The following is a 20,065-nucleotide window of genomic DNA, read 5'->3' on the forward strand; positions in this document are numbered from 1 at the left end:
TCACTTCCGTGCAATTTGCAGAGGCAGCGCAGGCACGAAGCCCGGATAGATCAGCCGGTTGCGCTCAACGATCTCGTCAGCCCTGCGAGCGTCGCCATATCTCGAGTACGCGAGCACGAGTGCCGGAACCGTCGCGTTCGGCGTGTACGCCGTCAGCCGCACCCCCGCGCGGGCCACTTGCGCCAGGTGCGATTCCATCGCCTGACGAGCATCGGTCAGCACGGCAAAGTGCTGCGCATCCGACTGAAGCGCAACATCCCAAACCGCGGCGCTTACCGCATCGCGGGCACCGATCACGTCGTCGGCGATAGGCGTCTCATCAACGGCCACGGGAGACGCAGCCTGCACATCGAGCGCAGGGGCGTCGACACGCTGACTCGGCGGCGGCATTGCGGCAGGCATTTCGGCTGCGTCGCGCAGGGCATTGGCAATGGCCACGTCCTGGAACAAATTCACGACCGCCGTCTGTAGGGCAGCGGCATCCGTTCCCGGCGGCGACGGGATAGCAGCAAGCGCGGGCACCGCACTTGCGCTATTGCGTACGTCCGCCACCGATCCCCCGAAGCTGGAGAAGCCTCGCGTGATCTCGCCCAACGCGCCGAGCAACATGCCCGAGAGATTCGCCGGAGCATTCATTACCGTGTCCAACAAACCACTGGCCGTGCCGAACAACGACGTGAAGGGGGACAAATATCCCTGCACCGCCCCGAAGATCCCAGAGACGCCCGAGGCAAGGGAATTCGCCTTGACGCGGGCCATATCCACTGCGCCCAACGCGGATTGGAATCGATCAAGTGCCGAACTCTCCACCGACTCCGCCGCCGCCTTCAACTGCTGCCCGGTGTTCGTTACGGGCTTGGGGTTTTCCAGCTTCCCCGAATCAACGAACACCAGCTCGAAGCGAACGACGCCGCCCTCGTCCATCCGATGCGACACGGAACACTCGTTCGTGGCCGTCACGGTCTTGCGTCCGTACCAGGGATGCACCAGCTCGCCGGGGCCAGGCTCATCAAGTGCCTTTAGCAGCGCGTCGCGCTCGTCAAAGCAATTGGCCCCGACAACGTACGCCGTGAAGCGGTAAGTGCGCGTGCGACGGCCCATATCTTCGACGTAGGGCTCGTCCTTCTTGGGGTACTCATGAATCTGGACGTCCCGGCCAACCGGCCCCGACTCGTCGTTGACCCGAAACGGCACGCCCCGGAACGACGCGGGTTGCATCTTCTCTTTCCAAGTCAATTGGTGTCTCCCAAGCTACGACGTCCAACGCGGCTCGTCACCGTCAATCCGGACTGGTTTGTCTTGGCATCGTCGACGCGGGTGCCGGGAGGAGCGTTATCGAACTTCACGGTAAGCTCACCATTCAGACGCGTGGCCCCCGCCGCTCCCCCGACAATCGATTGCTGCTGCCACGCCATTGCCCCTGCCAGACCTCGCCCGCCGCCGGTCGGTAGCGGCACGAGGCCGGACGCGTCCGGCGTCGCATTGCGAGCAGGCCCGCCGTCGAACAGCCCGCCGATCTTCTCGCCTACCCACTTCGTCGCGTCCATGATCGGCTCGACATATGGCCGAATGCGCTCCCACATCCGCTTGAACCAATCGACGATAGGCTCCCAGTTCGCGACGACCATGCCCAACGGCGAGTACGACCAGATCGTCTTAATCAGCTCCCACCCGGCCACGAAGTACGGCTGAATCTTTCCCCACATGTCCTTGAACCAGGGGGCGACAGAACTCCAGTTCGCGATCAGGAAGCCCGCACCAAGCGCGAGTGCCCGCACGGCGATACCGATGGGGGAGAGATTCGAGACGGCGAGGAAAAGCTTCGTTGCGACGGTTGCGCCCCACACTGCCAGACGCAGCGTCCCGAATCCGAGCGCGGCACCGAGCAGCCCCTTGACCAGCCAAGGGTTAGCGGCGGTCAGATTGGCAATCTGGTCCGTCACCGGCCCGATCACGCCGAGGAACGAATTGATCGACGGGAGCAGGATGTTGCCCATGCTCACGCCGAGGCCAACAACCCGGTTGGTGAACAACTGAATGTTGTTCGCCGTCGTCGCTGCTCGCGCGGCGTATTCCTGCTGCATCGACCCGCCGTACTGCTGCTCCTGCGCGACCTTCTCGAGATTGCCGCGCAGCAGTTCCATGTTGGTCAGCAACGGCGCGATTGCCTCGATGGACTCTTTGCCGAACAACTGCTGTAGAACAGACGCCTGCTTCGACTTGTCGACCTTCCCGACCGCCGTCAGGACGCGCAGCAACGTGCCTTGCGCGTCTTTCTGCATGCCGACCGCAAGTTGCTTTGCATCGAGCCGCAACGACTTGAATGCATTCTGTTGCTGCTTGGTAGCGGAGGAACCCGCCGTCAAGGCCAGCATGAAGTTTTTCATGCCGGTCGCGGCGACTTCCTCCTGAATGCCCATCCCGGCGAGCGTCGCACCCATCGCAGCGATCTGACCGGACGCCAACCCCGCGACCTGGCCGAGCGGGCCAATACGCGTCACGATGGACGAGATCTGCTTCGCCGTGGCGGGGCCGTTGTTGCCCAGATAGTTGATCTTGTCGGCCAGCTCGACGACCTGATCCTGTCCCATCTTGAACGACGTGCGCCACTTCGCCATCATCGTGCCGGACTCGTCGGCCGACTGGTCGAACGCGACGCCCATCTTTACAGCGTCTTCGGCAAAGCGGGCCAGCTCGCTTTTATCAAAGCCAGCCTGACCGCCTGCGGCGACGATGGCAGCGATGTCTTTTGCCGCCATCGGCAAGCGCCGTGACAGGTTCATCACGTCATCGCCCATCTGCTTGAACTGCTCAGGCGTGTCGAAGTTGACGACTTTCTTCACGTCGGCCATAGCCGATTCGAAGTCGATTGCCGCCTTCGCACCGAGCACGAACGGGGCCGCGATGGCCCCGCCCCTCATGATCTCGCCGAAAGAGATCTTGTCGCCAAGGCTCGACGTCTTGAGTTGCTTGCGAAACTGCGCAACGTTCTTGCGCATTCCCGCCAGCATTGGCGAGAGCTTGTCGACGCCGGAAATCAGCGCCTTGAGTTGGAACTTTTCAGCCATCGCTATCTCTCCGCGCCTGAATCTGACGCCATGCCTGCGCGTGCGCCTCGAAGACCACGCCGAGCGGCCGGTCCTTCACGACTTCAGGATCCAGCTGCCAGTAGCCCGCGACGTCATAGATCAGCGCCGTCAGCTCGTCGACGCTTCCGACGGCCCACCGTAAAAAAAACTGACCACCTGCAACGACAGGCGAGCGATAGCGGCCGGGGACAGCGCATCCACCTGATCCTTGTTCAGCCCTGCCAGAAGCTCGATGTAGCGCATCGCGGCGGCCGTGTTCACGTAGAACGTCTCCGCATCGACACTGACCATGTGCGGCATCTCGCCGACAGCCGACGTCTCCCGCCCCGTCACTTCGGCCAGCGTCGGCAGATCGTCGACGTCTCCGACGAACATGCCCATAACTGCATCGTTGACGGCCATGACGTCGGGGCCGGACAGCTTCGACAGCGACGACGGTGGGACTTCGGCACACACCGCGGCGTACTTCAGAATCGCGCGCGGGTCGGGAACGAACGCGCCGTCTTCGCCGCGCACGAGAAAGGGCAAACGCCGTACAGCACGGATCTCCGCGCCGGTCGGCTCACGCAACTCAAGCGTCGAAACGGTTTTGCCGTGCGCCGGGATAGGCTTCTTCAATCGGATCTCGATCACATCCATTCCCCTTTGACGCCGTTGAATTCGAGCGAGATCTTGCCGTCGTCGCCCGCCGATGCCGGTTCACCCACGAGGTACGCGCCGGACAAAACGTACGTCTTACCGTTGTTGAACTCGCACGTCACGGTCATGTTCTCGCCCTTCGCGAGCTTGTCGAGCGGAAAGCCCGGCGTGTGCACCGCGTCGACCTTGACATACGGCACGCGATCCTTTTCGGAGAAGAAGCCTGGAACGATGGTTTCACGCGTCTTCTCGGTGATCGGGGCTTCGCAGCCGCCCGTAACCGTGAGCGCAACGCCATCGGCCTTGACGTAGCAAGTGCCCGCAGTTTTCTGTCCCATCAAGAACTCCAAATGAAAGCGGCCCGGACGAAGCCGGGCCGCAGGGGTTACAGGAGAGCCGCGTTACGCTGCTTCCGGGTATTGCAGCCGGAACTGATTCACCAGCGCGAAGATGCGCAACTGGTTCACGTAGTCCGGCGGGAACAGCACATTCACGCGGTTCGGGTTGTTCGCGTCGCGCTCGACGATCAGGTACTTCGCGAACAGGTCGGCATTCTCGACGACGCCGTCACGCTCCATTTCGCGATAGACGGCGATCATCTCCGCACGAATCGTCTTCGGCGTGACGATGGCTACCCCATCACCGAAATTCGTGCCGTCGTCTGCCAGCTTGTAGCGTCCGAACTTGCTCGTGACGACGCTACGCAAACGACGCATCGAATAGCCGATCTGATGCATCGTCTCGCTGTCGAGATACGAATCGTCAGGCTGGCCGTAGGCGTTACGCTGATACGTCGTAATCGCACGCTCAATGCGCACGGAACCGCCCTCGTACGTCTGCGTCGCGATGCCGTTCGTCAACAGCGATTGCCGCTCGTTCAGGATGAAGCGTTGACCGGCCGGAGCAGGCTTGATGCCGTTCTGCTCTCCCGTCTGCGTCGGTCGACCGACGTCGGCACTCGTGAACACCGCCGTGCGGGCAGCAAACGATGCTGCCCACAGCCACACCGGATCTGGCGAGCCGGGCTCGAATCCCTCGATGCTGATGTGCTCATCGTTGCGCGCTCGACCGAACGGCACCAGTTCACCCATCGTCCCGCGCCGGGCGCTGTAAACGTGCCCGTACAACTGCTGCGCATACGACCAGCGGCCGATCGTGCCGCTCATCCAGTCTTTCAGACCGTCAAGCGTCGTAACGTCGGTGTACGGGTGCCCGATGAACTCGAACGGCTCGTCACCGACCTGCGCCAGAGTCGACACGATATCGGGCGTTCCTGCGCCGCCGGTCGGCTGCGTGATCTCGACCACCAGGCCGGCCGGCGTGCGCTCGTTCGCTGCGGCGCCCTGCTGATTGACACTCAGACGGACGTCGTTGCCAGTTTCCCCCTTCCAGCGGCACGCGAGCGTAACGGTCGCATCCGCAACCGTCGCCGTGACCGGCAAGCCGAATGCAGCATTCACCGCGCCCGACAGCGCCGTCGCCGTTTCCGCTGCGGTCTGGCCGATTGCGACGGCCACGCTGACACGGGTCGATCCGACGTAGGCGCTGACAAGTCCGGCCTCGGTCGCCGCGCCGGTAAACTTGATCGTTCCCTTCGCGATCTGACCGACCTCGACTTTTACGGGCACAACCCAGATCTCGCCCATTTGGTCGATCTGCCGCCACTTGGCATACATTGCCGAGAGCATGGAGCCATCGCCGCCCAGCGCCGTCGCTTCGGAAGTTCGCGACACCAGCGTCAACGCGCTCACCGGAAGATCGACGTCGTCGTTGACTTGGGCGATCAGCAGGCGACGCAACGTCTGCGCGCCGCTGTTCGCCATCGAGTTATCGACTTCGCCGTAGAACAACGGCACGCGCGCGTCATTTGGGATAGTAGGCATCGCGATGGTCATTGCGCTTCACCCTTTTGCTTGCCTGCGACCTTCGGCTGCTCGCGCGCCTCCAGATCGCCCGCGTTAATGGCCCGCAGCCAGTACGTCGTGCGCGGGACTGCCCGGCCACCGGCCGGAATGTCGTCGCCGCGCTCCGGGTCGGGCACGATACGCCCTTCCACCGGCACGACGAAAACGGTGCGTTGGTTCATCAGTTGAACTCCTCTTTCAGGATGACTTCGATACGCCCATCCGGGCCGGGATACTTCAGGTTCTTGTCGGCCGCCGGATCAATGGCATCGACGTTGACCGTGATGCCTTCCAACGGCGGAAGGCCGGCGAGGAACCAGTCGTGCCAGGTTTCCGGATTGCCGTCCGGGTCTGCCCCGCCCAGGTTGAACTCCATGCCGAAGCCGAACCGATACAGAATTCGCTCGCGGTTGAGCATCAGCAGACTGCCGCCCTGGTAGGTGACAGGGCCCCACTGGCTATAGGGAACCAACCCCACCAGGGCGCGCCACAGCTCGGCGCGAATTGAATGCAGTTCGTCGATACGCGATTGCCCGCGCGCGTCCTGCGTGGCAATCACCACCACCACGTCGAACTTCTCCGTGATCAGCTGCCGCACGGTGTTCTGCGTCTGGTTCTCGCCCGCATCGTCGTGCGTTGGCACCACATACGCCGCAGGCATGCTCATCAGTGCCGCGTCCCTCGCTGCTTCGAACTCGATTGCGGCTGCTACCCGGCCGGCAAATGTGGGGCAATGCTCCCGCAGGTGGAGCACGATAGGTGTGACCTTCATCGGATTCCCTATTTGATCTGAAGCGCCGACGCGAGCGCGGTGCGCAGAATTGCCTCTACATTCGCGGCTTCGGCCTGAAGCGCGTCGACCATGTAGTTGCCCCGCGGCTCGACACGCATGCCATCGCCATCGCGCCGCTTCACTCCATAGTGCAGATATACCGGGTAGTACCACCGCCCGATCGCGGCGGTCTTCTCTGGCCGGACGCGGACAAGGAAGCCCGAGCGGCTAACCTTGGTCCCAATGCTGTCTCGCAACGCACCCGTACGAACAACCGGGTAACGCGCCGCCGCACCGCCCGCAGACAAATTCGCCTTTGCTCGACGCTGAACGAGGCGACCAATAATTCGCATCGCCTTACGCACTTCCTTCTTGTCAAAGTCGAGCCGCCTATCGAACCCCTCATATCCGTCGATATGCAGATAGAAAGCGGTGTCATTCGCCATTGCTCACCTCGCTCTCATCGTCAACTCGCCGCTGCTCCTCGACTTCGAGCAGCGTTTCGCGCTTGTCATGCTCGTGCTTTGCTCGTCGAACTCTGTACACCCAGCCGTTCCAAACGACCTCGTACTTCGTCGTAATCCTCGAGAAGAGTCGCATTCGCATGCGGTGCGTAACGCGTTCATCCGACTGGACGGACGCGGCATACGCAACAGCGCCGACCGGCCGCACCTCGGCCCAGCGCTTCACCTCATCGGAATAGCCCGCAGTTAGGCCAGCATCCAGCGCCGGCGAGTCCGTCCGCACCCTCAGCGCGATGCGAGCGTTCATCCGTCCCGGCTTTGCGCTCATAAGGTCACCGCCCTGTATCGGTCGATCAATCCAGCCGCGAATCGGCCGGGAAGTGCAAACGTCTGGTCTGCGGTGGCAATCTCACGCTGTTCATAGAGCGTGCCGAGTACCAGCTTCATCCATGCTTTGCACGAGTCGGGAACACCGGCCACCTCGTCAAAAGCGCCGCACTTGAATTTGATCGTTACCTGCTCGCCCCGCGGCCATGACGTGCGCGGCACGACGTAAGATCGCTGCAGCAGCCGAACGCTCGACAGGTCAAGCGCCTGCTGCTGGCCATCCGCATCGACATAGCCCACTTCGACCAATGCCGTCACGTCGTTCCATAGCAAGATGCGCCCGGAGGGAAACTCGTCAATCGCGACACGGCACGTCTGAGCAAGCAACGGACGATTGAGCTCATGCTCGAGCAACTCGCGTGCAGCGACGATGGCCCCCTCGATCAGCTCGTCCTCGTCATCGTCATCGACTCGCAGATGCGCCTTCGCTTCAACCAGATTGAGCGGCTCAGCCGCCGGTCGCTCGATGGTGACCGGCCGCCCCACGCCAACCGTCGAAGGGAAAAAAATCTTGTTCGGCATCTCGGCCTCGATGGTGAACGGGGCGCATCACAACTGGAGCGCCCTGTCGTTTCAGCGGATTTAGCCGGCAACCGGCCCCATCTTCAGCGTCTTGACGGCGCCGCCGACGTCGATCAGATTCCCGCCCTGGCGGTTGAACGCAACGAAACCCACCTGCCCGTTCAGCGTGAACGCCGAGTCGGTCATGCGGAAAATCGTCAGGTCCATCACCTCGCGAATGAAGTAACTGCCAAAATCGCCGAACGCGATCGGCAGTGCATCAGGCGCAACGTCCGGCATTTCCTGCACGATGTGAATCGGTCGGTTGAGCAGCCGATCCGGTGCACCACCCGGGTTACCTTGCTCATAGCCCGGCACGAAGATGGGACGCTTGTTCTCGTCTTTGATCTTCCGTACGTCGCGCAGCGTCTTGTCGTTCAACATCCAGCCCACATTGGGACGGGCCCGGTACACGGGATCGACACTGTGCTCGAGGTCGATCAGCGCGTCATAGTCGATGCTCGCGCCGGCGACGAGCGTCTCACCGACCTGGGCCGCTGTGATCAGTCCCATCGGTTGCTTGTTGCCAGAGCCAACCATGAAGTGTCGCGACGTGATACGGCCAATGCGCATTGCCAGCAGCGCCTGAATGTACGCATCGATGTCGAACATGCCGTCCTGGATCAACTCGAACGGAATCGCGATCGACTTCGACGAGTACTTGTACACCTCGAGCGACAGGTTCTCGAAGGACGTGTCCGCCTTGTTCACGGGTCCGTTCTGACCGACGATCTCGCCCTCTTCCGCCGTGGCATCGGCTGCCGGAAAGTTCATCGCGGCGCCGGTCCCCGTGCGAATCGTGCGAGCGACCTGACGGATGCCGCCGTACAGCTTCATCGCCTCGGTCAGTTGGCGGTAGTACTCAGTCGCCACCGTGTAGCCCCCCTCGCTGCCAGTCGTCGTCGACATCGCCGCGCGGATATCCGGGGTCTGACGCTCACGAAGCGACGCCAGATCCTCCTGACTCAAGGCATTCAGACCGCCCATCAGGTACGCACGCACACCTGCCGTGCTCTCGCTGTGCGCGCCCGGCGTGCGCGTTACGGCATTGCGCAGGCCATCGGTGTCTCCATTCAGAGCGTCCGCAGCCAAGCGCGCCATCAGACCTTCGTGACGCTGAATCTCCGCCGAGATCGTGTCGATCTCGCGCATACCGTCGTCGTAGGCCGTCTGCTGGACGTCGGTCCACTTCTCGCCCGGGTGATTCTCGAGCAGGTTGTTCAAGTTCTTGGCGAGCGCGTCGCGACGCTCCCGCAGTGCCTGAATGCTTTTCATAGGTTCTCCAATGTAGGAAATAAAAAAGCCGCTCCGAAGAGCGGCTTCAAGACACGACGCGGGAAGGCGTCAAGTTCGCTGCGCAAGATCGAGCCGACGGCGCATCGCTGCGAGATCCGGGACCGGCTTGACGACGTCGCGAGGCTGATCCACGCGCCGGGCTTCGGGCGATGGAGTCGGTGTCGGCGCGCGGTCGCTCTGCGCTTCGCGCTGCGGAGAGGCCGGCGGGGCGTTGCTGTACGCCGCGAGGTTCCACGCCGCCGCGTTCGCAGCCGGCGCATCACCCGCGATACGATCGGCAAAGCCCTTTTCCACAGCCTCATCGGCGGAAAACCACGTTTCCGCGGCCATCCATGCCAGGACGTCGGATTCATCTTGCCCGGTCTCCTTTGCGTAGGTTCGGACCAGCGTCGCGTCCACCGCGTCGAGCAAGCCCGCCATTTCCTTCAATTCATCGGCGTTACCCATCGCAAGCGCCCACCCCTTGTGGATCATCACGAATGCGCCCTCGCTGATCTCGACTTCGTCGGCGGCCAACATCACGAAGCTCGCCGCGCTCGCGGCAACTCCATCGATGTGCGCGATCACTTTGGCCGAGTGGCCGCGGATTGCGGTTTCCATCGCCCGTGCCGCAAACACGTCGCCGCCAGGACAATTGATACGCAGATGGATCACGTCGGCGGTAATCTCGGCCAAGGCACGCACAAAGGACTGCGCTGAGATACCGCCCCACCAATCGTCAGTCACGATGGCGTCATACAGATAGACAGTGACCTCACTCGCTCCGGCCTGAGCTTGCACGCGAAGCCCCTCCCGCCGCCCGCGGTTGTCATTCAGCAGTTGCAGGATTCGGTTTTGCGCCATCGTTGGTTCCCTTGAAAAGTGTGTCGCCGTCTTGGTGGACCGGCAGATTGACCTTGCGACGCGCCTCGTTCACCGTCATGAACCCCGGTTCGCCTGGCCGGCCGATGGCGACGCGCAACGAGTCATAGAGCGACTTCAGGTCGCCGCGCTCGAGCGACGTTACGTCATGCTGCACAGTACGCGTCGCATTGCGCACCACTTTGCGGTTCAGCTCCTGGGCAATCTTCACCATGTGGCGCTGCAGCGTGTACTTGACGAAATTGATCCCGAACTGCTCGACGCTCGATCCCAGCGTCGTGGTCTTCTCAGGCCGGCCGATCAGATAAGGCATGACGCCGAAGATGCCGCAGATGTCGTAGTCGGTTTGCTGGCGAGCCTCGAGCAGCTTCGCGTCCGCCACGGTCATGCTGATTTCCTTGACCTCCATCCCTCCGCCGAGAATGATCGGAGCCGTGCTATTGCTGAGGCCCGAGTAGCGCTCAATCCACTGCTTACGGAGCATGAGGACGGTTTGCTCGTCGACCTTCTGGTCCGTCTTGAGCACCAGATCGGGACGGAGCCCGTCAGTAGTCAATGCATCGAAGAGCTCCCCAGTCGCGTCAGCCAGCGCAACAGGATTTCGCAGCGCGTAGCGGATTTGCGACATCCCACGCCGGCCGTCGAAGCCAGGGCCGGGCACGTGGAGCATGTCGTCCTGGTCAATGACTTCTACCGTCCCCGTCGCCTGATTCCACAGCGTGTACGTCAGGCGATCGCCGACTATGTCCGGAAATACCGCCAGCGGGTGATACGGCTCGAACGCAGCGATTCGCGATGACATACGCGAAGCCCGGCGAATGCGCAGAAACATGTCGCCGTGCAGCAGCAGCGATTGCATGCCGAACTCCCATCCGACGCCAGCCGCCCAGCGGGTGTGCATTTCCTCGTTCAGCAGGTACCAAAATTCCGACTTGACCGGAAGCAGATCAAGACCATTCGACTCGAATTCCTCGATCTTGGTCGCCGCGATCGCACCGCCGATAAGCGAAACGCACGCATATACGGTGGCCGCACTCATGGCCGTGCGCTCAGTCACCGCACGGCCCCGACCGACGCCACCGGTCAACCAGCCGTATGCCTCCGTGCCGGACGTGATCTCACTCACCGGCACCGGCTGCGACTGCCCCTGCGCTTGGGCGCGCTGCGCCTGACGCTGAGCATTCCAGTTGCGCAGGATCGTCGATCCGGTGCGATCAGCGTCACCCTGATTGTTCAGACGTTGCGTCATAGGATGTAAATCTTCGGTTCGGGATCGGGCTCATGCATTAGCGCACGCGACATTGCCATGCATGTCGCCACGATCGGATCAATGCGGCCACCCGACGTTTTCTTGTTCGGTCGGATGTTCTCGTTGGTGTCGATAAGCAACGTCACGTTGCTGGCACACCAGCGCAAGACTGGATTTCCACCGTGCTGGAGCCGCGCGCCATACACGAGCCGCTCGAGCAACTTCGAGCCCGGAGACAGACCGCCCATGTTCTGGGCCAGTTGCACCATCGGCACGTCTTTCTCCAGCAACTCATTAACGATGTGAGTTGCATTCCAGGGGTCGAAGGCAATGTCCTGCACGTCGTACAGGTCGCATGCGGCAATCACCGCATCACGAACCGAGCCGTAATCGGCAACTGAACCCTCGGTCACGGTCAGCCAACCGGCCTCGGCCCATTTCGCGTACGGCGCCGCGTCGCTCGCGGACTGCTCGTCGACCTTGCGCTGTGGCGCGAAAATTCGTGCCACCACGTACCAATCTCCCTCCGCATCCGGATCGTCGGCCAGCTCGCCGCGAAATCCCTCTGGCGGAAACACCAGCACGAACGCACACAAATCTTGAGTGCTGGCCAGGTCCAAACCGCCGAAGCACCGCCGGCCCGCCAGTTGACGCGCATCGAATGCCGTTGCCCCTCGATCCCACACCGAGATATCGAACCAGCTCAGCGCCGAGTTCACCCACACGTTCAGGTCTTTCGTCAGGAAATTCGCCTTTGCGCTCGGCAACTCGGCGGCCTTCGCTGCTTGCGAGACCATGTACTCTCGCGTTTTCGCACTGCCCAAACTCGGATTTGCCTTCGGCCAAACCGCAGGATCGAACGGATCGTCCTGGGGGTCGAGGGTGTAGATGTAACCGAAGAAGCTGTCGTCCTGCTTTTTGCCAGTCAGGATCAGCGCCAGGTAGCCGCGAATCTCCGTGCAGATCCCGTCGAGGATGTACCCCGCCGTCGTGATTGCCGAGATGAGCGGTTGCCGTCGAGCACCAAGCGCCGACTCCATCACATCCCAGACTTCGCGCGTAGGGTGCGCATGCAGCTCATCGACGATACAGGCGTACGGATTCAGACCATCAAGCGACTCGGCGTTCGCCGGCAACGGCTTGAACACTCCACTGCCGAGCAGGATTCGCTCCTGGTTGGCGCCGTCGTACAGCTTGACCGATTTGGCAAGTCGCTTTGAGCGGCGCAGTCGGCGCTTGTAATTGTCGAGCGCCGGCTTGAACACGCTCATGGCCTGCTCGCGAGTGGTGGCGATCGTGTACACCTCGGGCCCGATTTCGCCGTCCATCAGGAAAAGGTAATCGGCGATCGCCGCCTTCCATGTCGACTTACCGTTCTTGCGCGCGACCTCCTCATAGCCCGTTCGAAACCGCCGAAACATCGTTGCCGCGCGGCGCCAGCCGAACAACACCGCCGTCCAAAAGCGCTGCCACGGATCAAGCACCAACGGCGTGCCGGCCTTCGCACCTTTGATATGGTGAAACTGCGTCTCGATCCAGTCGATGCAATGGCGCGCGTGCGGCGAGCTGAACACCAAACCCCGCGACGGGCCATAGGCCAGATCTTCGTAGTGTCGGAGCACCGCAAGAAATACAAACTCGCATTCGAGCACCTCGCCCCGAAGCACCGGCAGGCCGTACAGCAGATCCCAGTCTTCGAGACGTGCGGGCGTCAAGCGGGCAAGGCGCTCGGGTGCGAGCGAGCATGCTCCACCAGCTGATCGAACAAATCGTCCTGCGGATTCGGATCGCCCATCTTCGTCTGCGCCACCAACATCGACGGCAGTGTCAGACAAGCTTCCGGCAAACATTTGAGCAATCCTTCCTTGAGGCTTTTCGCCGCGTAGTACAGCTGGTGCGGCTGCGTATGACCGTTCGGCGTTACGACCATGAACGATCCGTGATTGATCTTTTCGAAGTCGCGCAATTGAAGTTCAGCCTTCACCCACCTGACGAAGTCGACACATACGATCGCCAACACGATGCCGGCGGTTCGATGTGGCACGCCCTCCTCTCTGAGTGCGACGCACAGGTAATCCCACACCTTCCGGTGAGCGGACTCGAAATGCACCCCCGGCGGCGGCGGCGGCGACACGATTTGCTTCCCAACCGGGACCGGGCCCTGCTGGACAGGTGCGCCCGGAGACACCGGCGTATTCGGTTCATTCGGAGCCATAGAGCGTCCTCTGTTCACGAGCCGACAAAAACTTCATCTCGCTTCATCTGATCGGCTCTATCGGGCGGCGTGTTTAACCCCCCCTCTCTGAAAAATGCGTCGAGAAAAAATCGAGCTGGGCGTACGGTCCCGGCGGCGTTCGCCCTCGGAAAAATGTACCCCCCCTGCCCGCGCGGCCATCGCTGCTCAAAAATTCAGCATCTAAGCGCACCCGCGATCTCATCGCCGAATCTGCCGCGCTCGTGCACTTTCGTCGGCAGTTTTCGCCGCGTGACACGTCGGGCAGATCGACTGCAAGTTCGACTCGTCATCCGTGCCGCCTTCCGCTTTCGCAACAATATGATCGACGTGCCGTGCAGCGGTGACGCGACCGACCTTTCGACACGGCTGGCACAGGCCGTTGTCGCGTTCGAGAATTCGAGCACGCAGCCTTACCCACTTGGCGCCATAACCTCGGGCATGACGCGAGCCGCGGTTCGGATCTCGCTGCCACCCCGACGCCTCTTTGGCGTGCTGCGCGCAGTAGCCAGGCACTGGAACCAGACAACGGCAGCCAACGTGCCGGCACTTCGACGGAGCTTGACGGGGCATAACAATCACCCTCGGACGAACGCCCTACCACGCGGAAGCGAATCGCGGGAACCCTCGGCGGAAAACAAAAAGCCCGCGAGGCGCGAACCTAGCGGGCGATGACTGCGACAGCTTCGACTCATTCATTCTGGAGACGCAGGCTTCGCAAAGCGTAGCTGAAATGTACGAGTATCCGCGCCTGTTTTCAAGGGTCCGAGGGGTAGCTGTTCTGGAAGCTCATGATTTGAAAAAGGAAATCGACGTCAATTCGCGCGCAGTTTTTGGCGATTTCTAAGCGCGAGCCATGGGTTTAAGTACAGCGGCATGCGTTGGCACAGCCGCTCTTGGGTTCTCGATGCAGTACTGAACGCCGTTATGCAACATCTGCCGCAGCTTTCGGTAATGGCCCTCGCTGACCCGGGCTCGCTTTGCGGCGTCCGACATCGTCAATGCCCATACGTACTCAAGCAGCGCGATATCCTGCAACTGGCGCGATTGCTTGCGCACGGCATCGTCGGTCTGTGAGCACTCAAGCTCTTGCACAGGGACATAGACCGGCGGCATGGCCCGATCGCTGGGGTCGATCGTCAGGCTGCTGCTGCCATATCCCATGCGCCCCTGCATCTCGACCCACCTGCCCCACGAAATGAGACGTTCCCGCACACGCTCGTGTGGATCTCGCCGCCCACCGCGCTCACGCGGCAATGCCAATCTACTCATGCTCCCTCCTCGTTATCGACCGCTTCCCGGTAATGATCCAGACACCACCAATGCCCGCCGTGCTTCATCGCGCCACGCCGGGCGCACCGCTCACCTGCCGCGCCAACGTGGCAACACCCTCCGTCGGCATGGCCAGTTGAAGGCGGCGCCGCCACCTTCCCCGGCGCCACTACTGCTGACGCCTCACGGCGAATCACCAGTTGGTCCCACTGAGCGCGGAGCTTCGCAGGCGAAAGAATGTTGTTCCGCCAAAAGGCATCGCGGTTCGCCCAATCGAAGAGCGCAGCGATTTCCCGCCTTGAGCGCCGGTCTCGCTCGCGCATCAGGCGCACGTCTCGCGACCACGAGTGCATATCGGGCTGGCGGTGCGTCGGATGCATGCCGAGAATGCGCGCGAAGATCCACTCCGCCAGCCGCAGATCCTCCGCCGCGTCGTCAACGACCATTCCCCCACCAAACGAAAGGTCATTTCTCGTCCCATCGCAAGATGGGACAAGAGAGGTTTTATTACTAATCTCTGTTAGTGGAGTATTAGTGTCCGTGCCACGGACCTGATCCCCCCGAAATCCCCCCCAGGCACGCCGGCGCTCAAATCGTCAAGTCCGTCAGACGGACCTTGCTCCGAATCATGTCCGTGGCACGGACCTACCCCGTTCGAGCGGCCTTTAGAATCAATTGCTTGCGAAGAGCCACGTCCGTGCGGCGGACGTTGTAACAAGCCAGCCACCTCGGAGATATGCACGCGTACCACTCCATCGGGTACAGCCAAACGGTAGTGATTCTGCGCCCACTGCTCACCGGGCTGCCTTCGTCGCCACTTCTCTAGCCAGCCCGCTTTGACGGCGGCATCGAGGTACTTGCACACTGAGCTGCGCGACAATCCGGTTTCCTCGACCAGACGCTCGATCGACGGCCACGCAATCTCGTCGGCGACGTTCATGTAGCAGCCGATCGTATGCAGAATCAGGCGCGAGTGCGGGTGCAAGTCGCTTTTCATCATCGCCTTGCGCCAGTTAAAGAAGTTCGGCAAAGCCGTCATAGATAACCTCGTTACGTTGAGCCTTGCGGCCCACTCGAGAAATCCTCGAATCTCGTTACGTCACCGCGCCAAGCCAAACGGATCGTGGCGCGCGCGCCATTGCGCTGCTTCTCAACGATCAGTTCTGCGCTCCCCTTGTCCATCGAATCGGGGTTATAGACCTCATCGCGATACAAAAACCAGATCTGGTCTGCATCCTGCTCGATGGCGCCGCAGTCTTTGATATCGGACATCACGGGCCGCTTGTTGGTGCGCTTTTCAACTTCGCGATTCACCTGAGCAAGGGCGATCACGGGAACCCGCTCGTCCATCGCGAGTTTCTTCAATGCCCGAGAAACCTGCGCAAGGTCAGCCGCGCGGTTCGCCGTCGGCGACTCGATGTCCATCAGCTGCAGGTAGTCCACGATGATCAACCCGAGTTGCTTCTCGCCGACCATCCGCTTCAGCTTCCGCACAGCGGCGCGCAGTGAAGTTGGCGTAACAGTTGATTCCTGCTTGACGTAGATTGGGATGTCATTCAGATGCATTGCGCCATGCGTCAGGCGGGGCCAATCCTCGTCACGCATTCGCCCCGCCCGAAGGCGGTTTTGACTGAGCTTCGACGCCGATGCAAGTAAGCGCATCGCCAGCGCGAAGCCACCCATCTCCATCGAAGCAACGGCCACGGCCCGGCCGATGGAGGTGGCCACGTATTCCGCGATGTTCATCGAAAGCGCCGTCTTTCCCATCGCCGGCCGAGCACCGATCACAATGAAGTCCGTGTCCATCAATCCGGACGTCAGCTCATCCAACGCAGTGAAGCCCGTCGCGAGCCCAACGATCCCAGACTTGTCTTCCCGGTGATACATGTCATCAACGTGCTGCACTACCTCGGCCAGGTATGGCGTGATTGGTCGAAAACCTTCGTTCGCGCGCTGTGCATCGTCGGTCAGTGACAGTAGCTCGGCCTGCGCCTGGTCGATGACATCGGCGGCCTCGCGCCCGCCTGTTTTGTAAGCCATCTCCAGGGCCTTGCTGGCCGATCGCGCCAATCCGCGCAGCATCGCCCGATCGCGCACGATCTCGGCATATCGGACGATGTTGGCTGCGCTAGGCGTGTTTGATGCTAATTCGTTCAGATAAGCAAGCGGTCGCTCGATCTTGACGCCGGTGTCCTGCAACCGCTGAAACACCGTGATCACGTCGGCGTGCTTGCCAATGGAAAGTAGCGCCTCGATCGCCCGATAAATCGCGGCGTGCTCCGAGATGTAAAAGTCGTTTGCTGAGATGGTGTCGCAGATGCGGTCATATGCCTCGTTGTCGAGCAGTAGCGCACCAATTACGGATTGTTCAGCCTCTTGGGCAAAGATCGGCCTTTTCGCGGCGACGGGATCGCGCGTTCCCATTGATTCCCCCGGTGATTAAGCGCGATTCAACGCGCCGCAAAGTGTTCAAGGTCGGCAATCACGGCGTCGATGTCAGCCCGGCCGTCGTAGACCCCGACGAGATGGCCGTGCACCGTCGAGCGCCGCAGTTCGCAAGCACAGCGTGCCGTCGACGTGCGCAGCGCAACCGCTTCGCCCTTCACGACAAACACCGCGAACGGCTCGCGGGCACGGTAGAGGACGTTCTCGATCGCATGCACCGCGCGCTGCATGGCCCGCTTTCCTAGCGTGGGCTTCGGCATCAGTCCCCCGAACAGCAATTCGGTCGACCGGAAGCAGTCATATCGCTCTGGTGCCGGGCCGTCACATTCGCGCGCCACAGTGAAACCGCATGGAGGCACTCTTGAAACAGCTTCTCGATCTCGCCGTGCTCGCTGCAGTCGATCACGCCATCGTTGCGAATCGACTCGCTAACCTTTTCAGCCACAGCTCCAATCCGGCCGATTGCATCGCCGAGCGCAGTTGCAAGTTGCCCTTGATCACCAGCTTCCTCGATAACCGGCATCTGGATAGCGACGCGCCCCAAACGCCATTCCGCCGCGTCGATCGCCAGCGTGGCCTCGCGCACTCGAGCAGCAGTGCAAAGCTCAGTGATCTCTGTCGCCTCCTCGAAAGTCACGTGATGCGTGTCGATATCGGGACGAAGCTTGTTTCGCAGCACATTGACCGACTTCCCCATGCGCTGCGCGAGCGCCTCGACCCCTCCCGGGTAAGCGCGCGCTATCAAGTACAGGGCATCATGCTGATTGATTTCGTTGTAACGACGGGTCACGGTTAACGCTCCTCATTTTTGCCGTGTTTACTTTTGGGGTGCGCCGATACCATTGCTTCAGCCAACACCAATGGAACCGACATGCATCGAAAGCCGAAATATCTGCGACGCCTCTCTCCGGTAGAGCGCGCACGCATCAAGCGCTTCACGCGCGCTCGACCGGGCGGCCGCGCGGCACGTGGGCGAGTTCGGGCCACAGCTCGGACCAATCCTCCGGACGAAGGTCAACCCGCGTGACTTCGCGCGATGACTCTCGCTCTATCGCCACGCACAGGGCCGCCCCCAACGCTTGGCGGGCGCTAAGGGCCTTTCGGAGATACCCGACGGAAGTGCGGCAGGCCGCGCAAAACTGTGCTTGCTCGGCTGCAGAGAGGGAATTTAGGTAAGCGCGCAGTTTGTCCATGCGCCGAATAATTACTGTTTAGTAATTTTCTGTCAATACCATTCAGTGATTCACCTTATGGTAATCGTCCCCGATAATCGCGCGATGGACATTCAAGCGACCCGCAGACAACGTCTCCGCCAGCTCATCGACGAGCAATACGGGGGTGTTCAGGCAAAGTTCTTAGACGCCACTGGCATGAACCAGGGGGAGCTATCCTCTTTGTTGCGCGACAAATCGTTCGGTGAACGAAAGGCCCGAAAGATCGAAGCACTTGCGGGAATCACGACCGGATGGTTAGACTCTTCCCCATCGAACGAGAAAACAAACGAAAGCGGCCCGGGCCATCCGGTGCCCCTCACGTACGCCGTCGATCTCACTAAGTTCCGCGAGATCCCTGTTATTGGCAAGGCGCAAGGGGGGCTCCCTGACCGCATTTGGACAGATGGGGACTATCCAGTTGGGGTAACTGATCAATACGGCATTCTCGCCAGCACCGACCCGCACGCGTTCTTGGTTCCGGTGGTGCAAGACTCGATGGCGCCACGGTACAACCCAGGAGAGTTCGCTCTGATTGAGCCAGGCACTGAACCTGACCTTGAGGACTGCGTCTTGGTTCGGCTCAGGTCCGGTGAGACCATGCTAAAGAGACTGCTATCGCGTAGAGATGGAATCTTGCGCTTCGGAAGCTACAATCGCCCCGAAACGCTCACGTACCGCGATGACGAAGTCGTCTGGATGTACTACGCGGCGCACCCGGTCCCCGCCCGCAAGATCAAGACCAGGATGTAACCTCCCGCGGCCCGCTCGGGCCGCGAAGCCTTGCCTTTCCCTGCCAAGAGCACCAACCCCGCAGAATTACTAAAATCTAATGGTAAAAATTACTATTAGGTAAATTCAATCTAGAACATTACCTTTTGGTATTGTTATAAAAATTACCTCAAAGTAATATTCCTCCAACTCGTACCACTACCTGAGTTGGAGGATCGAATTGGAACTGCACCCTTACTCTGCTGCATACATTCCTGCCGGCACAGCTCACATTGGGGCTGAACCGGCCACAGAGATCGTCCACGCCGCGAACGCGCTGCATGCGCAAGAGTTGGTTGGCGCCCGGCACCCTGCCGCGACAGTTGTGGACATTGCTCGCATCGAAGGCTGACCGACGATGCGCGCCATTCTCTCTCGTCTTGAGGCCATCCATCCCGACATCCCACTCTGGATCGGCGCGGTCTTCTTCACCGTCATCGCGCCCGGCCTCGCCGGTTACGCTGCGCCTCCAATCGAGTTCCTGGCGGGGCTGGTCAAATGAAGTGCCGCGACCCGCTCATCGTCAGCAACGCCATCGCAGGGCCATTCCGCCCACGTCGCGCGGGAGTGCTTCGTCGCGTCTTGCGCTGGCTCGCGGAGGTCTGATATGGACAGGGCCGCGAAATTCTCCCGCGACGAGTTGATGCGCACGTGCGCGCTGTATCGAGTCACTACGCCACTCGAACACGCCGGGCAGCATCTGCTGGCGACTCTCGTGATCCTGACCCGAATCCGCATTGAGCGCGAGCAACGCCCGCGCGCCCTCCATCACGTCGACCTCAAGCGCCGCGCCGCCGGCGATTTCGACGAATAACACATCAAGCACATGACTACGCAGCCCGCCATAAAGGACGGTCGCGCCCGCGATCGCGCAACGACAACCCAAACGCAGGTTCGGCCAATGTACGGCA

The 20,065-nt window shown here is 61.3% G+C and carries 25 protein-coding genes; 3 read left to right on the forward strand and 22 right to left on the reverse strand.

Translation table 11 applies throughout. The annotated features are described in order from the left end of the window. The 22 genes from LV28_RS43730 to LV28_RS43830 all read right to left on the reverse strand — a co-directional run bounded on the left by LV28_RS43730 (position 1) and on the right by LV28_RS43830 (position 17,962). Positions 1-1,218: a DNA circularization protein gene (locus LV28_RS43730; RefSeq protein WP_038619973.1), complete on the reverse strand. Its 1,218-nt coding sequence runs from the start codon at positions 1,216-1,218 to the stop codon at positions 1-3. Positions 1,219-1,232: 14 nt separating this feature from the next. Then, complete coding sequence (locus tag LV28_RS43735) at positions 1,233-3,068, reverse strand: phage tail tape measure protein (RefSeq protein WP_038619970.1); 1,836 nt, start codon at positions 3,066-3,068, stop codon at positions 1,233-1,235. Positions 3,069-3,197: 129 nt separating this feature from the next. Continuing rightward, on the reverse strand, positions 3,198-3,728 hold the full coding sequence (locus LV28_RS43740; RefSeq protein WP_048806524.1) for a phage tail assembly protein: 531 nt from the start codon (positions 3,726-3,728) through the stop codon (positions 3,198-3,200). Next, positions 3,719-4,066 carry a phage tail tube protein gene (locus LV28_RS43745; RefSeq protein ID WP_038619967.1) on the reverse strand — a complete coding sequence of 116 codons (348 nt, stop codon included), beginning with the start codon at positions 4,064-4,066 and terminating at the stop codon, positions 3,719-3,721. Before LV28_RS43745 ends, LV28_RS43740 begins: the two co-directional genes overlap by 10 nt. A gap of 63 nt (positions 4,067-4,129) precedes the next feature. Then, complete coding sequence (locus tag LV28_RS43750) at positions 4,130-5,611, reverse strand: phage tail sheath subtilisin-like domain-containing protein (RefSeq protein WP_255315205.1); 1,482 nt, start codon at positions 5,609-5,611, stop codon at positions 4,130-4,132. Positions 5,612-5,619: 8 nt separating this feature from the next. Next, positions 5,620-5,814, reverse strand: a complete 195-nt coding sequence (locus LV28_RS43755) for a DUF2635 domain-containing protein (protein ID WP_038619960.1) — start codon at positions 5,812-5,814, stop codon at positions 5,620-5,622. Further along, positions 5,814-6,404 carry a phage tail terminator protein gene (locus tag LV28_RS43760; RefSeq protein ID WP_038619957.1) on the reverse strand — a complete coding sequence of 197 codons (591 nt, stop codon included), beginning with the start codon at positions 6,402-6,404 and terminating at the stop codon, positions 5,814-5,816. Before LV28_RS43760 ends, LV28_RS43755 begins: the two co-directional genes overlap by 1 nt. A gap of 8 nt (positions 6,405-6,412) precedes the next feature. Beyond that, positions 6,413-6,850, reverse strand: coding sequence for a hypothetical protein (locus LV28_RS43765; RefSeq protein ID WP_038619953.1), 438 nt, complete (start codon positions 6,848-6,850; stop codon positions 6,413-6,415). After that, a complete protein-coding gene (locus LV28_RS43770) occupies positions 6,840-7,196 on the reverse strand; it encodes a head-tail adaptor protein (RefSeq protein WP_038619950.1) in 357 nt (118 codons plus the stop codon). The genes LV28_RS43765 and LV28_RS43770 overlap by 11 nt, the downstream gene beginning before the upstream one ends. Beyond that, complete coding sequence (locus tag LV28_RS43775) at positions 7,193-7,777, reverse strand: head-tail connector protein (protein WP_052408627.1); 585 nt, start codon at positions 7,775-7,777, stop codon at positions 7,193-7,195. Before LV28_RS43775 ends, LV28_RS43770 begins: the two co-directional genes overlap by 4 nt. 60 nt (positions 7,778-7,837) lie before the next feature. Next, positions 7,838-9,091, reverse strand: coding sequence for a phage major capsid protein (locus tag LV28_RS43780; RefSeq protein WP_038619947.1), 1,254 nt, complete (start codon positions 9,089-9,091; stop codon positions 7,838-7,840). 69 nt (positions 9,092-9,160) lie between these two features. Beyond that, positions 9,161-9,955: a head maturation protease, ClpP-related gene (locus tag LV28_RS43785; RefSeq protein WP_038619944.1), complete on the reverse strand. Its 795-nt coding sequence runs from the start codon at positions 9,953-9,955 to the stop codon at positions 9,161-9,163. Continuing rightward, the gene (locus LV28_RS43790; RefSeq protein WP_038619941.1) at positions 9,921-11,222 is read right to left on the reverse strand and encodes a phage portal protein; all 1,302 of its coding nucleotides are present in this window, start codon (positions 11,220-11,222) and stop codon (positions 9,921-9,923) included. Before LV28_RS43790 ends, LV28_RS43785 begins: the two co-directional genes overlap by 35 nt. Next, positions 11,219-12,889, reverse strand: coding sequence for a terminase large subunit (locus LV28_RS43795; protein WP_048806834.1), 1,671 nt, complete (start codon positions 12,887-12,889; stop codon positions 11,219-11,221). The genes LV28_RS43790 and LV28_RS43795 overlap by 4 nt, the downstream gene beginning before the upstream one ends. A 44-nt stretch (positions 12,890-12,933) precedes the next feature. After that, positions 12,934-13,305 carry a P27 family phage terminase small subunit gene (locus LV28_RS49430; RefSeq protein WP_255315204.1) on the reverse strand — a complete coding sequence of 124 codons (372 nt, stop codon included), beginning with the start codon at positions 13,303-13,305 and terminating at the stop codon, positions 12,934-12,936. Positions 13,306-13,656: 351 nt separating this feature from the next. Next, positions 13,657-14,028, reverse strand: a complete 372-nt coding sequence (locus LV28_RS48530; protein ID WP_038619935.1) for an HNH endonuclease — start codon at positions 14,026-14,028, stop codon at positions 13,657-13,659. A 270-nt stretch (positions 14,029-14,298) separates the two neighbouring features. Continuing rightward, positions 14,299-14,727, reverse strand: coding sequence for a hypothetical protein (locus tag LV28_RS43805; protein WP_147291596.1), 429 nt, complete (start codon positions 14,725-14,727; stop codon positions 14,299-14,301). After that, the gene (locus LV28_RS43810) at positions 14,724-15,173 is read right to left on the reverse strand and encodes a phage replication protein O (protein WP_069106845.1); all 450 of its coding nucleotides are present in this window, start codon (positions 15,171-15,173) and stop codon (positions 14,724-14,726) included. Before LV28_RS43810 ends, LV28_RS43805 begins: the two co-directional genes overlap by 4 nt. 74 nt (positions 15,174-15,247) lie before the next feature. Beyond that, positions 15,248-15,766: a helix-turn-helix domain-containing protein gene (locus LV28_RS43815; protein WP_058371699.1), complete on the reverse strand. Its 519-nt coding sequence runs from the start codon at positions 15,764-15,766 to the stop codon at positions 15,248-15,250. Between the two features lie 11 nt (positions 15,767-15,777). Then, the gene (gene dnaB, locus LV28_RS43820) at positions 15,778-17,151 is read right to left on the reverse strand and encodes a replicative DNA helicase (RefSeq protein WP_038619931.1); all 1,374 of its coding nucleotides are present in this window, start codon (positions 17,149-17,151) and stop codon (positions 15,778-15,780) included. 26 nt (positions 17,152-17,177) lie between these two features. Further along, positions 17,178-17,402, reverse strand: coding sequence for a hypothetical protein (locus LV28_RS43825; protein ID WP_038619929.1), 225 nt, complete (start codon positions 17,400-17,402; stop codon positions 17,178-17,180). A gap of 29 nt (positions 17,403-17,431) precedes the next feature. Next, on the reverse strand, positions 17,432-17,962 hold the full coding sequence (locus LV28_RS43830; RefSeq protein ID WP_058371700.1) for a phage regulatory CII family protein: 531 nt from the start codon (positions 17,960-17,962) through the stop codon (positions 17,432-17,434). Positions 17,963-18,449: 487 nt separating this feature from the next. Between LV28_RS43830 and LV28_RS43840 the strand changes: the two genes are divergently transcribed. From LV28_RS43840 to LV28_RS43845, 3 genes are all read left to right on the forward strand, one after another. Further along, positions 18,450-19,136 (forward strand): S24 family peptidase, encoded by a 687-nt coding sequence (locus LV28_RS43840; protein WP_058371701.1) that lies wholly within the window; start codon positions 18,450-18,452, stop codon positions 19,134-19,136. Positions 19,137-19,512: 376 nt separating this feature from the next. Beyond that, the gene (locus LV28_RS48895; protein ID WP_155765762.1) at positions 19,513-19,656 is read left to right on the forward strand and encodes a hypothetical protein; all 144 of its coding nucleotides are present in this window, start codon (positions 19,513-19,515) and stop codon (positions 19,654-19,656) included. 105 nt (positions 19,657-19,761) lie between these two features. After that, positions 19,762-19,968, forward strand: coding sequence for a hypothetical protein (locus tag LV28_RS43845; RefSeq protein WP_038619919.1), 207 nt, complete (start codon positions 19,762-19,764; stop codon positions 19,966-19,968). The last annotated feature ends 97 nt before the right edge of the window (positions 19,969-20,065 follow it).

This window comes from Pandoraea pnomenusa (assembly GCF_000767615.3).
Lineage (GTDB): Bacteria > Pseudomonadota > Gammaproteobacteria > Burkholderiales > Burkholderiaceae > Pandoraea > Pandoraea pnomenusa.

What these genes read in the sequence shown, in the direction of transcription:
- LV28_RS48530 (WP_038619935.1), bottom strand. Translation starts at nt 14,028, where the DNA reads ATGCCCCGTCAAGCTCCGTCGAAGTGCCGGCACGTTGGCTGCCGTTGT.
- LV28_RS43805 (WP_147291596.1), bottom strand. Translation starts at nt 14,727, where the DNA reads ATGAGTAGATTGGCATTGCCGCGTGAGCGCGGTGGGCGGCGAGATCCA.
- LV28_RS43775 (WP_052408627.1), bottom strand. Translation starts at nt 7,777, where the DNA reads ATGCCGAACAAGATTTTTTTCCCTTCGACGGTTGGCGTGGGGCGGCCG.
- LV28_RS43770 (WP_038619950.1), bottom strand. Translation starts at nt 7,196, where the DNA reads ATGAGCGCAAAGCCGGGACGGATGAACGCTCGCATCGCGCTGAGGGTG.
- LV28_RS43730 (WP_038619973.1), bottom strand. Translation starts at nt 1,218, where the DNA reads ATGCAACCCGCGTCGTTCCGGGGCGTGCCGTTTCGGGTCAACGACGAG.
- LV28_RS43780 (WP_038619947.1), bottom strand. Translation starts at nt 9,091, where the DNA reads ATGAAAAGCATTCAGGCACTGCGGGAGCGTCGCGACGCGCTCGCCAAG.
- LV28_RS43825 (WP_038619929.1), bottom strand. Translation starts at nt 17,402, where the DNA reads ATGCAGCGCGCGGTGCATGCGATCGAGAACGTCCTCTACCGTGCCCGC.
- LV28_RS43760 (WP_038619957.1), bottom strand. Translation starts at nt 6,404, where the DNA reads ATGAAGGTCACACCTATCGTGCTCCACCTGCGGGAGCATTGCCCCACA.
- LV28_RS43750 (WP_255315205.1), bottom strand. Translation starts at nt 5,611, where the DNA reads ATGCCTACTATCCCAAATGACGCGCGCGTGCCGTTGTTCTACGGCGAA.
- LV28_RS43815 (WP_058371699.1), bottom strand. Translation starts at nt 15,766, where the DNA reads ATGACGGCTTTGCCGAACTTCTTTAACTGGCGCAAGGCGATGATGAAA.
- LV28_RS43785 (WP_038619944.1), bottom strand. Translation starts at nt 9,955, where the DNA reads ATGGCGCAAAACCGAATCCTGCAACTGCTGAATGACAACCGCGGGCGG.
- LV28_RS43735 (WP_038619970.1), bottom strand. Translation starts at nt 3,068, where the DNA reads ATGGCTGAAAAGTTCCAACTCAAGGCGCTGATTTCCGGCGTCGACAAG.
- LV28_RS43755 (WP_038619960.1), bottom strand. Translation starts at nt 5,814, where the DNA reads ATGAACCAACGCACCGTTTTCGTCGTGCCGGTGGAAGGGCGTATCGTG.
- LV28_RS48895 (WP_155765762.1), top strand. Translation starts at nt 19,513, where the DNA reads ATGCGCGCCATTCTCTCTCGTCTTGAGGCCATCCATCCCGACATCCCA.
- LV28_RS43765 (WP_038619953.1), bottom strand. Translation starts at nt 6,850, where the DNA reads ATGGCGAATGACACCGCTTTCTATCTGCATATCGACGGATATGAGGGG.
- LV28_RS43810 (WP_069106845.1), bottom strand. Translation starts at nt 15,173, where the DNA reads ATGGTCGTTGACGACGCGGCGGAGGATCTGCGGCTGGCGGAGTGGATC.
- LV28_RS43790 (WP_038619941.1), bottom strand. Translation starts at nt 11,222, where the DNA reads ATGACGCAACGTCTGAACAATCAGGGTGACGCTGATCGCACCGGATCG.
- LV28_RS43840 (WP_058371701.1), top strand. Translation starts at nt 18,450, where the DNA reads ATGGACATTCAAGCGACCCGCAGACAACGTCTCCGCCAGCTCATCGAC.
- LV28_RS43745 (WP_038619967.1), bottom strand. Translation starts at nt 4,066, where the DNA reads ATGGGACAGAAAACTGCGGGCACTTGCTACGTCAAGGCCGATGGCGTT.
- dnaB (WP_038619931.1), bottom strand. Translation starts at nt 17,151, where the DNA reads ATGGGAACGCGCGATCCCGTCGCCGCGAAAAGGCCGATCTTTGCCCAA.
- LV28_RS43740 (WP_048806524.1), bottom strand. Translation starts at nt 3,728, where the DNA reads ATGGATGTGATCGAGATCCGATTGAAGAAGCCTATCCCGGCGCACGGC.
- LV28_RS43845 (WP_038619919.1), top strand. Translation starts at nt 19,762, where the DNA reads ATGGACAGGGCCGCGAAATTCTCCCGCGACGAGTTGATGCGCACGTGC.